This window comes from Pantoea vagans (assembly GCF_004792415.1).
GTDB lineage: Bacteria > Pseudomonadota > Gammaproteobacteria > Enterobacterales > Enterobacteriaceae > Pantoea > Pantoea vagans.
Genome location: NZ_CP038853.1, coordinates 2115822 through 2127610 on the forward strand (window position 1 = coordinate 2115822; position 11789 = coordinate 2127610).

The 11789-nt window shown below is 58.8% G+C and carries 14 protein-coding genes; 12 read left to right on the plus strand and 2 right to left on the minus strand.

From position 1 onward, the window contains the following. The first annotated feature begins 40 nt into the window (after positions 1-40). The 5 genes from EGO56_RS09830 to EGO56_RS09850 are packed head-to-tail and all read left to right on the plus strand — an operon-like array spanning position 41 to position 5200. Positions 41-1669 carry an ABC transporter substrate-binding protein gene (locus EGO56_RS09830; RefSeq protein ID WP_135908835.1) on the plus strand — a complete coding sequence of 543 codons (1629 nt, stop codon included), beginning with the start codon at positions 41-43 and terminating at the stop codon, positions 1667-1669. Continuing rightward, the gene (locus EGO56_RS09835) at positions 1666-2697 is read left to right on the plus strand and encodes an ABC transporter permease (protein WP_185948856.1); all 1032 of its coding nucleotides are present in this window, start codon (positions 1666-1668) and stop codon (positions 2695-2697) included. Before EGO56_RS09830 ends, EGO56_RS09835 begins: the two co-directional genes overlap by 4 nt. Then, positions 2694-3599, plus strand: coding sequence for an ABC transporter permease (locus tag EGO56_RS09840; protein WP_135908837.1), 906 nt, complete (start codon positions 2694-2696; stop codon positions 3597-3599). The genes EGO56_RS09835 and EGO56_RS09840 overlap by 4 nt, the downstream gene beginning before the upstream one ends. After that, positions 3571-4437 (plus strand): ABC transporter ATP-binding protein, encoded by an 867-nt coding sequence (locus EGO56_RS09845; RefSeq protein ID WP_135910555.1) that lies wholly within the window; start codon positions 3571-3573, stop codon positions 4435-4437. Before EGO56_RS09840 ends, EGO56_RS09845 begins: the two co-directional genes overlap by 29 nt. Positions 4438-4447: 10 nt before the next feature. After that, the gene (locus tag EGO56_RS09850) at positions 4448-5200 is read left to right on the plus strand and encodes an ABC transporter ATP-binding protein (RefSeq protein WP_135908839.1); all 753 of its coding nucleotides are present in this window, start codon (positions 4448-4450) and stop codon (positions 5198-5200) included. 68 nt (positions 5201-5268) lie between these two features. Here the strand turns inward: EGO56_RS09850 and EGO56_RS09855 are convergent, their stop codons facing one another. Then, positions 5269-5907, minus strand: a complete 639-nt coding sequence (locus EGO56_RS09855) for an RpiB/LacA/LacB family sugar-phosphate isomerase (protein WP_135908841.1) — start codon at positions 5905-5907, stop codon at positions 5269-5271. Between the two features lie 139 nt (positions 5908-6046). Here EGO56_RS09855 and EGO56_RS09860 point away from each other — a divergent pair, with 139 nt between their 5' ends. The 3 genes from EGO56_RS09860 to EGO56_RS09870 all read left to right on the plus strand — a co-directional run bounded on the left by EGO56_RS09860 (position 6047) and on the right by EGO56_RS09870 (position 7685). Then, positions 6047-6376 carry a cupin domain-containing protein gene (locus EGO56_RS09860; RefSeq protein WP_135908843.1) on the plus strand — a complete coding sequence of 110 codons (330 nt, stop codon included), beginning with the start codon at positions 6047-6049 and terminating at the stop codon, positions 6374-6376. A gap of 265 nt (positions 6377-6641) precedes the next feature. Further along, positions 6642-6881: a hypothetical protein gene (locus tag EGO56_RS09865; protein WP_013357838.1), complete on the plus strand. Its 240-nt coding sequence runs from the start codon at positions 6642-6644 to the stop codon at positions 6879-6881. A 315-nt stretch (positions 6882-7196) separates the two neighbouring features. After that, positions 7197-7685, plus strand: a complete 489-nt coding sequence (locus EGO56_RS09870; protein WP_135908845.1) for a P-loop nucleotide/nucleoside kinase family protein — start codon at positions 7197-7199, stop codon at positions 7683-7685. A gap of 12 nt (positions 7686-7697) precedes the next feature. Here the strand turns inward: EGO56_RS09870 and EGO56_RS09875 are convergent, their stop codons facing one another. Then, the gene (locus EGO56_RS09875) at positions 7698-8591 is read right to left on the minus strand and encodes a dihydrodipicolinate synthase family protein (protein ID WP_135910556.1); all 894 of its coding nucleotides are present in this window, start codon (positions 8589-8591) and stop codon (positions 7698-7700) included. Positions 8592-8735: 144 nt separating this feature from the next. Here EGO56_RS09875 and EGO56_RS09880 point away from each other — a divergent pair, with 144 nt between their 5' ends. The 4 genes from EGO56_RS09880 to tcuC all read left to right on the plus strand — a co-directional run bounded on the left by EGO56_RS09880 (position 8736) and on the right by tcuC (position 11779). Continuing rightward, the gene (locus tag EGO56_RS09880) at positions 8736-9050 is read left to right on the plus strand and encodes an antibiotic biosynthesis monooxygenase family protein (protein WP_135908847.1); all 315 of its coding nucleotides are present in this window, start codon (positions 8736-8738) and stop codon (positions 9048-9050) included. A 1-nt stretch (position 9051) separates the two neighbouring features. Beyond that, positions 9052-9435, plus strand: a complete 384-nt coding sequence (locus tag EGO56_RS09885; RefSeq protein WP_135908849.1) for an amino acid-binding protein — start codon at positions 9052-9054, stop codon at positions 9433-9435. Positions 9436-9439: 4 nt separating this feature from the next. Next, a complete protein-coding gene (locus EGO56_RS09890; RefSeq protein ID WP_135908851.1) occupies positions 9440-10150 on the plus strand; it encodes an ArsR/SmtB family transcription factor in 711 nt (236 codons plus the stop codon). A gap of 321 nt (positions 10151-10471) precedes the next feature. Further along, a complete protein-coding gene (tcuC, locus tag EGO56_RS09895; protein ID WP_135910557.1) occupies positions 10472-11779 on the plus strand; it encodes an MFS transporter in 1308 nt (435 codons plus the stop codon). The last annotated feature ends 10 nt before the right edge of the window (positions 11780-11789 follow it).

Genomic DNA, 11789 nt, shown 5'->3' on the forward strand with positions numbered 1-11789 from the left:
CGATAAACGGGAAAAACCTCTGACCTGCTGGACTTTACCTATGACCCTGACACAACGATGTGGCGCGTGGCTGATCACGCTGCTGATGCTCACGAGCGCGTCAATCCAGGCAAAGACCCCGGATGACCAGCTGATCGTCGGCATGAATATGAACAACCTGCTCACCTTGGATCCGGCCGCGATGACCGGCAACGAGGTGGTCGGCATTGTGGTGAATCTCTATGACGGCCTGGTGGAGCTGAATCCGCAGCAGCTCACCGAAGTGCGCCCGGCGCTGGCGGAACGCTGGTCAGTCAGTCCGGATAACCGCACCCTGACCTTCCACCTGCGCAACAACGTCAGGTTTCACTCCGGCAATCCGCTCACCAGCGCTGATGCGGTCTGGTCGATGCGCCGGGTGCTGCATCTGAATCTGGCGCAGGCGTCGGTGTGGAAGTCCTACGGTTTCAGCCGCGAGAATGTGGACCAGATGATCACCGCCCCCGACGACCGCACGCTGGTGATCACCCTGCCTAAGCCTAACGATCCGCAACTGGTGATCTACTCGCTGGCGGCGCTGGGCAGCATGGTGGTGCTGGACCGCAAAACCGTGCAGCAGCATGAGGTCGATGGCGACTGGGGCAACCGCTGGCTGACCACGCATGAAGCGGGTTCCGGCCCGTTCCTGCTGGATGTCTGGCAGGCAAAAGATGTGCTGCGGATGAGTCGCTCGGCAGACTACTGGCGGGGTGAGGCGAAGATGTCGCGGGTGGTGTTCCGCCATCTGCAGGAGTCGCAGACCCTGCGGCTGATGATGCAGAAAGGCGATCTCGATATCGCCAGCAACATGGCAATCCCCGATGTGCGCGCCCTGCGTCACGATCCCGATCTCACCATCGATGCCGTCAGAAAAGGGACAATCTACTACCTGGCGATGAGCATGAACGATCCGCGCTTTGACAATATTAAGGTGCGTGAGGCGGTCCGCTATCTGGTCGATTATCAGGGCATCAATAAAAGCCTGATGACCGGCTATGGCGAACTGCACCAGCGCCCGATTCAGGCGGGGATGCCCGCCACGCTGCCCGACCCCGGTTACCGGCTCGATGTGCAGCGCGCCCGTGCGCTGCTGGCTGAAGCGGGTTATCCGGAGGGCTTTGACACTACGCTGCGGGTGCTGGCCGATCAGCCGTTCCTGAATATCGCCATCGCCATTCAGTCAACGCTGCTGCAGGGCGGCATCCGGGCAAAAATCATTACCGGCACCGGCAACCAGATTTATGGTGCGATGCGCGATCGCCAGTTCAGCCTGCTGGTCGGACGCGGCGGCAGCGGCGTGGAGCCGCATCCCCACTCCAGCCTGCGTGCGCTGGTCTACAACCCGAACAATGCCGACAGCGCCCGGCTGACCAATTTCCAGGGCTGGCGTACCGGTTTCTACGACGCGCAGCTCAACCGCATGATCGATCAGGCGCTGGTGGAACGCGACAAAACCCGCCAGCAGCAGGCTTATTTCGCCATCCAGCAGCGCTATGACCAGCTGGTGCCTGCGCTGATGCCGATTTCACAAATGCTTGACTCCGTGGTGGTCAGTAACCGGGTACAGGCGTATCAGCCCCATCCTTCTGCGACCACCTTCCTGCGCGACGTCTGGAAAACGCCTGACAGCCTGGCGGGAGGCACACCATGATGATGACCCTGACACGAAATCAGTGTCGCCGCATCAGCCATCGCGCGGTGCAGGTGCTGATCACGCTCTTCGGCCTGCTGCTGCTGACCTTTTTTATTGGCCGGGTAATGCCGCTGGATCCGGTGCTGGCGATAGTCGGCCCCGACGCCGATCAGGCCACTTATCAGCAGGTCTACCACCAGCTTGGCTTTGATAAACCGCTGTGGGTGCAGTTTGGCCTCTATCTTAATGCCCTGCTGCATGGCGACCTGGGCCACGCGCTGCTCACCGGCCAGCCGGTAGTGCATGACATCCTGCGCGTCTTTCCCGCCACGGTAGAGCTGGCCACGCTGGCAATTGTCATTGGCGCAGGGCTGGGCGTACCGCTGGGTGTGCTGGCGGCGGCGCGGCGTAACAGCGTCATCGACTACGTGGTGCGGATGCTCAGCCTGGCCGGTTACTCCACGCCGATCTTCTGGGTCGGCATGATGGGCCTGCTGCTGTTCTATGCCCATCTCGGCTGGGTCGGCGGTGCTGGCCGGGTGGACTTCAGCCTTGATGGCATCGTGCCGCGTCGCACCGGCTTTATGCTGATTGATGCCCTGCTGGCGGGCAACGGTCAGGTGTTCCGGAATGCGCTGAATCATCTGGTACTGCCCGCCTCGCTGCTCGGCTTTCACTCCATGGCCTACATCAGCCGGATGACGCGCAGCTTTATGCTGGCGCAGCTGTCACAGGAGTTCATTCTGACCGCGCGTGTCAAAGGCCTGACCGAGTGGCAGGTGATCTGGCAGCACGCGTTTCGCAATATCCTGGTTCAGCTGCTGACCGTGGTGGCGCTGGCCTATGGCTCGCTGCTGGAGGGTGCCGTGCTGATTGAAACCGTCTTCTCCTGGCCCGGTTTTGGCTCCTATCTCACCAGCAGCCTGATGCTGGGTGATATGAATGCGGTGATGGGCTGCGTGCTGGTAGTCGGCCTGATCTTTGTGCTGCTTAACCTGATCGCCGACCTGCTCTATCAGGTGTTCGATCCGAGGACCAAAGTATGACGATCTCCTTTGACACCCCTTCTGCCGGTCACACCCGCGAGCGGCTGGCGCGCTGCCGGCGATTCGCTGCCCGCTGCGGCACTTTCCTGTGGCGCATGGCCTGTAATCCCCTGACCGCCATCGGCGGCGGCATTGTGCTGCTGCTCTGCATCGTGGCGCTGTTTGCGCCCTGGATCGCACCGTATCACCCGCTGATTCAGGATCTGGATAACGCCCTGACGCCGCCCGGTACAGCCCACTGGTTCGGCACCGATGAGTTTGGCCGGGATATCTTCAGCCGGCTGGTGTGGGGGGCGCGCATCACGCTCTACATCGTGCTGCTGGTCTCAGTGACCGTCGGGCCGCTGGGCCTGCTGCTGGGCGTTACCGCGGGTTACTTTGGCGGCAAAGTCGATGGCGTGCTGATGCGTGTCACCGATATCTTCATCTCCTTTCCCAGCCTGGTACTGGCGCTGGCATTTGTTGCGGCGCTGGGTCCGGGTCTGGAGCATGTGGTGATTGCCATTACCCTCACTGCCTGGCCGCCGATCGCCCGTCTGGCGCGTGCCGAAACGCTGTCGCTGCGTCAGGCGGACTTCATCTCAGCGGTGCGATTACAGGGCGCGTCGCCGCTGCGGGTGCTGTGGAAGCATATTATTCCGCTCTGCCTGCCCTCGGTGATTATCCGCATCACCATGAACATGGCGGGCATAATCCTCACCGCTGCCGGGCTGGGTTTTCTCGGACTGGGCGCACAGCCGCCGGATCCGGAATGGGGCGCGATGATCGCCAGCGGCCGTACCTACATGCTGGAGTGCTGGTGGGTGGTTACCGTGCCCGGTCTGGCGATCCTGATTAACAGCCTGGCATTTAACTTCTTAGGAGATGGCCTACGTGACCTGCTCGATCCCCGCAGTGAGTAACGCCTCGCCGTTGCTCGACGTGCGCGATTTGCACGTGAACTTTGTTAACGGACGCCAGATCACCCCGGCGGTGCGCGGCGTCTCCTTTCAGCTCGGTCAGGAGAAGCTGGCGATTGTCGGCGAGTCCGGCTCCGGTAAATCGACCGTGGGCCGCGCCCTGCTGCAGCTGCATCCGGCCAGGGCGCGCATCGAGGCGAGCCGGATGCAGTTTGGTGATATCGACCTGCTGCACGCCAGCCCGGCGCAGATGCGCGCCATTCGCGGCAAACGCATCTCCATGATTATGCAGGACCCGAAATATTCCCTGAACCCGGTGATTCGGGTGGGCGAGCAGATCGCCGAAGCCTGGCGCAGTCATCATCGCGGTCAGAAAGCAGCGGCGCGTCAGCGGACGCTGGCGATGCTGGAGGAGGTGCAGATCCGCGATCCCGAACGGGTCTATCAGCTTTATCCGCATGAAATTTCCGGCGGTCAGGGGCAGCGCGTGATGATCGCTATGATGCTGATCACCGAGCCGGAACTGGTAATTGCCGATGAGCCGACTTCTGCGCTGGATGTCTCGGTTCGCCTGCAGGTGCTGGCGCTGCTGGACGATCTGGTGAAGGCGCGCGGGCTGGGACTGATTTTTATCAGCCACGATATCAGTCTGGTACGCAGCTTCTGCGATCGGGTGCTGGTGATGTACGCCGGACGCGTAGTGGAGTCGCTGGCCGCCAGTGAGCTTGACCACGCGCAGCATCCCTATACCCAGGGATTGCTGGCGGCACTGCCCGACCTTGATCACCGTCGTACACGCCTGCCGGTATTACAACGTCATGCCAGCTGGTTGACGGACTAAGGAGTTCGCGATGATTGATGTGAAAAATCTCAGCCTGAGTTTTGGTGACGACGATTGCCGGAATCAGGTGCTGTTCGACGTAAATCTGCAGGTGAAACAGGGTGAAGTTTTCGGGCTGGTGGGCGAGTCGGGCTCGGGTAAAACCACGGTGCTGAAGTGCCTGGCGGGATTATTTACTCACTGGCAGGGAGAGCTGAGCATTGATAACCAGCCGCTGGCGCACCGCATCGATCGGGCGCGCTGTCGTCAGGTACAGATGGTGTTTCAGGACCCTTACGGTTCGCTGCATCCGCGTCACACGCTGGGCGACATCCTGGAAGAGCCGTTGCAGATTCAGGGTATCGGGCAGCGCCAGCAGCGGGTGGTGGCGATGCTGGATAAGGTCGGGCTGAATCGCGCCTGGCAGACGCGCTATCCGCACCAGCTTTCAGGAGGCCAGCGTCAGCGCGTGGCGATTGCCAGGGCGCTGATACTGGAGCCGCGCGTACTGCTGCTGGATGAGCCCACTTCTGCTTTGGATGTTTCGGTTCAGGCGGAGATCCTGAACCTGCTCAGCGATCTGCAGCAGCAGGAGACCCTGACCTATCTGATGGTGACGCACGATCTCGGCGTGGTGGCGCATCTTTGCCATCGTGTGGCGGTGATGCAACAGGGCAAAGTGCTGGAGACGCTGGATGTGCCGACGCTGGTGGCGGATCGCGCTGCGATGCCCTATACGCGGATGCTGGTCGAGGCGAGTCGCCACACTCATGTGGCAGGCTGAAAGTCAGCGGAGGTCAGGAAAGAGAATAAAAAAAGGCCGGTCAGACCGGCCTCGTGAAATCGGAGGACTTAGTGCGTCAGCTGACGCACAAAGGCAACGATCTCCTGATTTTTGCCATGCTCAAACAGGCACTGCTGGAAACGCGGGCCGCTGACAGCGGTACGCACCAGTTCAGGATCAATAGCGCGCAGCGTGTCGAGATAGTTATCTTTGATCACTGCAGCCTTAACCTGGTTCAGCAGACCGGCATTGCGCACCTGCGGCTCTTTACGCTCTGGCGGATAGCCATTGCCCTTCTCGCCGGTGAACGCTTTTTCAAAGATAAAGCGCAGATTCAGTTCTGCACCCCAGCCAAACCCTTTGGCAAATGGCAGGGATAAGGCATTGCCGTTGTTGATCTGCGCAAACAGGTAAGCATCGGCAGGATCGATACAGTAGCCGCAGACCACGCCCGGATGGATGTTCAGCGACATCAGCGCGCCCTGTCCGGTGCCGCAGCCCGCGACCACGAAATCCACCGCCTGGCTGTTGAGCAGTATGCTGGCCTGAATACCGAGGTGAATGTAAGTCAGATGGTGATCCTGCTCATCGCTCATCCCGACGTTGAAGACCTGATGGCCCAGCGGCTGTGCGACGCCTTCCAGTTCTTTCAGCACGGTAACGTTTTTAGCGGCCTGGCTGTTTTCCATCATTAATGCGATTTTCATGATCTACCCTTATAAATTAATTGAAACACTGTTTCATTTTAATGAAAAAGCACTAAAGTGCATGGGCTAATTCACCTGCGCGCTGTGAGAGCCATCACAAAACGGCCATTGCAGTGCCTGTTACCGCATGAGGATTCCGATGTTTATCTATCATAAAGACCAGCCACTGGACGATTTGGGTGATGGCGTGACCCGCCGCGTGCTGGCACATGGCGGCACCATGATGGCGGTTGAAGTCCGTTTTGAAAAAGGGGCGACTGGCCCGCTGCATCACCATCCCCATGAGCAGCTAACCTATGTACTGAGCGGACGCTTTGCCTTCACCATTGACGGTGAAACGCGGGAAGTCGGCGCAGGAGATACACTCTACAAAGCACCTGATGTGGTTCATGGCTGCGTCTGTCTTGAGGCGGGTGTGCTGCTGGATACCTTTACGCCGCAACGCGAAGATTTCCTCGCTGCTAAATAACCGACGCGGCCCGATGGGCCGTTTGTTGAACTGACCTGATGTTGTCTCTTTTCCCTGCCCGCCGGATTTGACTTAAAACCGGTGCAATTTTTCTGAATTTCTCTTCACTGCTAACTGAATGATTAGCCAGCACTTCCTCTGCAGCCGCGCTACGCTTAGCGCCGGCTTAAAAATCATTCAGGCAGATTTCTGTACAAAATAAGGATCGTTGTATAAGTTTAATAGCAACACCAGTGCGTTTTTTAACCCGAAACAGGACAATAATATGCCAATGCAAAACACCCTGACCCTGCCGGTGAACCATACCATCCCGGTCAAAAATGAGTTCACATCATCCTTTGCCGCCTCTGAGCAGGACAAACTTAATTTTCTGATTGAGGAGTTACTGGAAGCAGGCAAAGAAAAAAGCTGCATGGAACTGCTGCGTCATCTGGCCTCTGCGGACAGCGCAGAAGAAGAAGCGTGCTGCCGTGAACTGCTGACGCTGCTGATGGCACAAAAATGAAGCCTGTGGCTGGCGGTTTAGCGCAGATTCACTACGCTTCAGGACCTTTATTACTACTCCGGACATTCGCCTGACCGCACGTCGCCGTTCAGGCGTATTCATTTTCATGTAAACATTGCCTGTTGTTCCCAACGCCAGATTGCCCACAGCAGCGGATGCTGTTTCGGGCGGTTAATCCGGGGTTACTCACCAGCCCTCCCCGCCTCTGATTGCTTATCCCTCCCTGCGTTTGTTAGCCTGAATCGCGCATCGGCGAGACGCGCCTTACACCGGCCGTACGGTTTATTACCCACCTGTTAAAGGAGTGACACGATCATGACTTCTGCACCTGCCACACTGCATCTGCTGTGTGGAAAAATTGCCTCCGGGAAATCGACGCTGGCAGCGGAACTGGGCGCTTTACCGGGTTGCGTGGTCATCAGCGAGGATCAGTGGCTGGCCGCGCTCTGGCAGGACGAGATGCATTCAGTGGCCGACTACGTGCGCGTTGCGGCAAAACTCAGGAAGGCGATAACGCCCCACCTGGTGGCGCTGCTTAACGCGGGTGTCTCGGTGGTACTCGATTTTCCGGCCAACACCCGGGCGAATCGTGACTGGATGCGCTCAGTGATAGAGGCGTCCTCTGCCGATCATCGCCTGCATTATCTGGACGTGCCGGACGCACTGTGTAAATCGCGTCTGCACGCCCGTAATCAGGGCGGCGAACACGCCTTTGCCGCCACGGACGAGCAGTTTGCGCTGATTACCCGCTATTTTGAACCGCCGCAGGAGGAAGAAGGCTTTCACCTGGTGCGCCACGGTTAACGTCTTCTGCTATCAGGAGAGATCGAGAGCGGCAAGCACGTCAGCAATCTCCCGACAATCGGCAGCGGAAAGCGGCAATAGCGGACGCGGCAGGCAGTCGCGTTCGGTCAGCCCCAGCAGCCCTGCCGCAGCGCTGATTACCCGGAAACTTCCGCCGTGCTGGCGGAACAGTGTCCACAACGGCTCAAGACGATCGGACTGTGCTCTGACGCTCGCAAAATCACCTGCGGCTGCCGCCCCGGTCATCGCTTTTGCAACGCGCGGAAACAGCCCGCCGCACACCGAATACCAGCCATCACAGCCTGCAATCAACCCGTTGCCGGCAGAGGCATCACCGCTAACGCCAATCGATACGGAAGCAGGCAGCGTGTTGCGCAGTTGCGCGAGGCGATCATTCGCTGCGGACTGCTCCGCCGGTACACCCGGAATTTTCACTGAACCCACGCCACGCAGTTGAGCGATCCGGCCCAGCAGCGCATCAGAAAACGTAAAATGAGTCGTGCCCGGATTGTCATAGACACAGATTGGCACCGAGGCGTGACGCGTCACGGTCTCATAAAGCGCGAACACTTCCTCCTCTTTCAATGCCTGATAACCCAGCGGCGGCAGCAGTAATGCGGCAGCACCCGCCTGCTGCGCATCTTCAGTCAGCGCCAGCACCTCATCGGTGCTCACCGCACCTACGCAGATCATCACCGGAATCGAATCTGCATGTTCAACCGCCAGCGTTGCGATGCGCCTGCGCTGCGTGCGGGTCAGATACGCATAGCTGCCGGTTGAACCCAGCACGCCAAGGGAGTCAACTTTTGCCTCCGTCAGCCTGCTCAGCAGCCGCAGAAAGGCGGCTTCATCGGGTCTGCCCTCTGCAAAGGGAGTAAGGGGAAAGGCGCTGAGTCCACTGAACATATCGTCTGCTCCATTGTAAGAATGCGTTGCCTGGCTGACGTTCGTCCGTACAGCCATATTTCGGTTCCGGCCGAAGCATCGGTTCGCTCCGCCCGCTATTTTTGTGCCATCACCCTCTTTACTCTCGTTTAAAGGAAGATAGCGATGATTGCCGTACTGTTTGAAGCTGAAGCCCGCCCCGAACACCAGATGCGTTATCTGCAACTGGCCGCCGACCTGAGTCCGCTGTTAAAGGACATTGATGGATTTATCTCTATTGAGCGCTTTCAGAGTTTGGGTGATGAGAAAAAAATCCTCTCGCTCTCCTGGTGGCGCGATGACGCCGCGGTGCAGTCCTGGAAACGTAACCTCTGCCACCAGGCTGCGCAGCGTGAAGGTCGTGAAACCCTCTTTGCCGGTTATCGCATTCGCATCGCCGCGCTGGTCAGAGAATATGCCTCACAACAGGGAGTAAATTAACATGTTCGATATTCATGTGATCCTGCAAAATAGTCCAGGCACCCTTTCCCGACTCACCACGCTGCTGGGCCGTCATGCAATCGGGCTGGAAGGCGGCGGCCTGTTCTCGTCTGGTGCGCAGAGCCATGCCCATTTTCTGGTTGCGGAAGGTGAACGGGCGCGTGCCGTGCTGGAAGCGGAGGGGATCACCGTCGAGGCTGTAAATGTCCCATTAATTCGCAGGCTACCGCAGCAGCGTCCTGGCGAACTGGGGGCGATCACGACACGCCTGGCCGATGCCGGGATCAACATTCTGGTGCAATACAGCGATCACGCTAACCAGCTAATCCTGATCACCGATAACAATCAATCAGCCGCCGGGCTGACCACAGAATGGGCTCCATAATCTGATGACGACACAGCAACACCATCACGCAACGGACGACAGCGACGCGCTTGAGCACGCAATTGTGAGCGTCGCCGCCGCGATGGCCGATTCGTCTCGGGTAAAGATGCTGTCAGCGCTGATGGATGGACGCGCCTGGACGGCTACGGAACTTAGCGCCGTCACCGATGTTGCCCCCTCCACCGCCAGCGCGCATCTGAACCGGTTGATTAACAGCGGCCTGATCGTCTGTCTGGCACAGGGCCGTCACCGCTATTACCGGCTGACCGGCAGTGACATCGCAACGCTGATTGAGAACATGATGGGGGTGTCGTGGCGACGGATCGCCGCGCCGCAGAGCACGACGCCGACATCACTGCGCACTGCCCGCACCTGTTATGACCATCTGGCGGGTGAAGTCGCGGTGCAGATCTACGCCGCAATGGCACAGCAGGGCTGGATCACGCCGGAGGGCAGCGCGCTCACCCTTTATGGACAACAGCAGTTTGCGGCGTTGCAAATTGATCTGTCGCAGCCCGGACGCCGCAAAGCGTGCTGTGGCTGTCTCGACTGGAGTGAGCGCCGGTTTCATCTCGGCAGCTACGCAGGCGCAGCGCTGTTAACCGCCTTTGAGGTGCAGGGCTGGCTCACCCGACAGCCTGGCTACCGTGAAGTGACGTTTACTGCGGTGGGCGCCAGGCATTTACGTCAGGTTTTCGATATCACACTTCGCTGACACATCACGCCTGAGTTCAGAGACCCTTTGCTGCCAGGCTCTGCGCGGGCGGCCTCAGACTGCCTGGAATCCCCTTATCAGCCCGTAACAGGCTTATGAATTCTGTCACATTTCCGCAAACTCACCTCAGAGTCGATAACACGCCGACAAAATCGACAGGTGCATATAACCTTATGAATCATAATGCTTTTAAATGGTAACGCCAGGCAATCATGCAGCGAACACATTAATCATTGTCATTTTTGCACTTATTCAGCGCCGGGCGCTGATCCACTCTTCAGTCACAGGCGCGGCAAAAAGCGTCATACCTTACTGGAGTTACTGATGCAGACAACCTCACCCATGACTCACCGCGCCAGGATTGGCGCTATATTTCGTGTTACCTCGGGCAACTTCCTCGAACAGTTTGATTTCTTCCTGTTCGGTTTTTATGCCACCTATATCGCCCATACCTTTTTCCCGGCCAGCAGTGAGTTTGCCTCACTGATGATGACCTTTGCCGTGTTTGGTGCAGGCTTCCTGATGCGCCCCATCGGCGCAGTGGTGCTGGGGGCGTACATCGATAAGGTCGGCCGTCGCAAGGGGCTGATCGTAACGCTCTCCATCATGGCGGCGGGCACCTTTATGATCGTGCTCATCCCCTCTTACCAGAGCATTGGCCTGTGGGCACCGCTGCTGGTGCTGATCGGCCGGCTGCTGCAGGGCTTCTCCGCCGGTGCAGAGCTGGGCGGCGTGTCGGTTTATCTGGCCGAGATCGCGACGCCGGGCCGCAAAGGCTTCTACACCAGCTGGCAGTCGGGTAGTCAGCAGGTCGCGATTATGGTGGCGGCGGCGATGGGCTTTATTCTCAACGCCGTGCTGGAAGAGAGCGCTATCCGCGAATGGGGCTGGCGTATTCCGTTCCTGTTTGGCTGCCTGATTGTGCCGTTTATCTTCGTGCTGCGTCGCAAGCTGGAAGAGACGCAGGAGTTCAGCAATCGCCGCAGTCATCCTGATGTGAAACAGGTGTTCCGCATCCTGCTCAGTAACTGGCAGGTGGTGATTGCCGGGATGCTGATGGTCGCGATGACCACCACGGCGTTTTACCTGATTACGGTTTATGCCCCGACCTTTGGCAAGAAAGTCCTGCTGCTGAGCGCCTCGGACAGCCTGCTGGTGACGCTGCTGGTGGCGGTGTCGAACTTCATCTGGCTGCCGATTGGCGGCGCGATCTCCGACCGCTTTGGCCGTAAACCTGTCCTGATTGCCATGACCCTGCTGGCGATCGCCACCAGCTATCCGGCCCTGAGCCTGCTGGCAGCGGCACCGGGCTTCTCTATGATGCTGGGCGTGCTGCTATGGCTTTCGATGATTTACGGTCTCTACAACGGCGCGATGATCCCGGCGCTGACCGAAATCATGCCAGGGGAAGTCCGCGTGGCAGGCTTCTCGCTGGCCTACAGCCTGGCAACCGCGGTGTTTGGTGGCTTTACCCCGGTAATGTCGACCGGCCTGATCGAACTGACCGGCGACAAAGCCTCGCCTGGCTACTGGATGAGTTTTGCGGCTGTCTGTGCGCTGGGCGCGACACTTTATCTCTATCGTCGCACCCGTAGTGTCGTATCGCCTGCCCATAAAACCGTTAGCTGAGGAACTGAAG

What these genes read in the sequence shown, in the direction of transcription:
- EGO56_RS09830 (WP_135908835.1), top strand. Translation starts at nt 41, where the DNA reads ATGACCCTGACACAACGATGTGGCGCGTGGCTGATCACGCTGCTGATG.
- EGO56_RS09835 (WP_185948856.1), top strand. Translation starts at nt 1,666, where the DNA reads ATGATGATGACCCTGACACGAAATCAGTGTCGCCGCATCAGCCATCGC.
- EGO56_RS09840 (WP_135908837.1), top strand. Translation starts at nt 2,694, where the DNA reads ATGACGATCTCCTTTGACACCCCTTCTGCCGGTCACACCCGCGAGCGG.
- EGO56_RS09850 (WP_135908839.1), top strand. Translation starts at nt 4,448, where the DNA reads ATGATTGATGTGAAAAATCTCAGCCTGAGTTTTGGTGACGACGATTGC.
- EGO56_RS09855 (WP_135908841.1), bottom strand. Translation starts at nt 5,907, where the DNA reads ATGAAAATCGCATTAATGATGGAAAACAGCCAGGCCGCTAAAAACGTT.
- EGO56_RS09860 (WP_135908843.1), top strand. Translation starts at nt 6,047, where the DNA reads ATGTTTATCTATCATAAAGACCAGCCACTGGACGATTTGGGTGATGGC.
- EGO56_RS09865 (WP_013357838.1), top strand. Translation starts at nt 6,642, where the DNA reads ATGCCAATGCAAAACACCCTGACCCTGCCGGTGAACCATACCATCCCG.
- EGO56_RS09870 (WP_135908845.1), top strand. Translation starts at nt 7,197, where the DNA reads ATGACTTCTGCACCTGCCACACTGCATCTGCTGTGTGGAAAAATTGCC.
- EGO56_RS09875 (WP_135910556.1), bottom strand. Translation starts at nt 8,591, where the DNA reads ATGTTCAGTGGACTCAGCGCCTTTCCCCTTACTCCCTTTGCAGAGGGC.
- EGO56_RS09880 (WP_135908847.1), top strand. Translation starts at nt 8,736, where the DNA reads ATGATTGCCGTACTGTTTGAAGCTGAAGCCCGCCCCGAACACCAGATG.
- EGO56_RS09885 (WP_135908849.1), top strand. Translation starts at nt 9,052, where the DNA reads ATGTTCGATATTCATGTGATCCTGCAAAATAGTCCAGGCACCCTTTCC.
- EGO56_RS09890 (WP_135908851.1), top strand. Translation starts at nt 9,440, where the DNA reads ATGACGACACAGCAACACCATCACGCAACGGACGACAGCGACGCGCTT.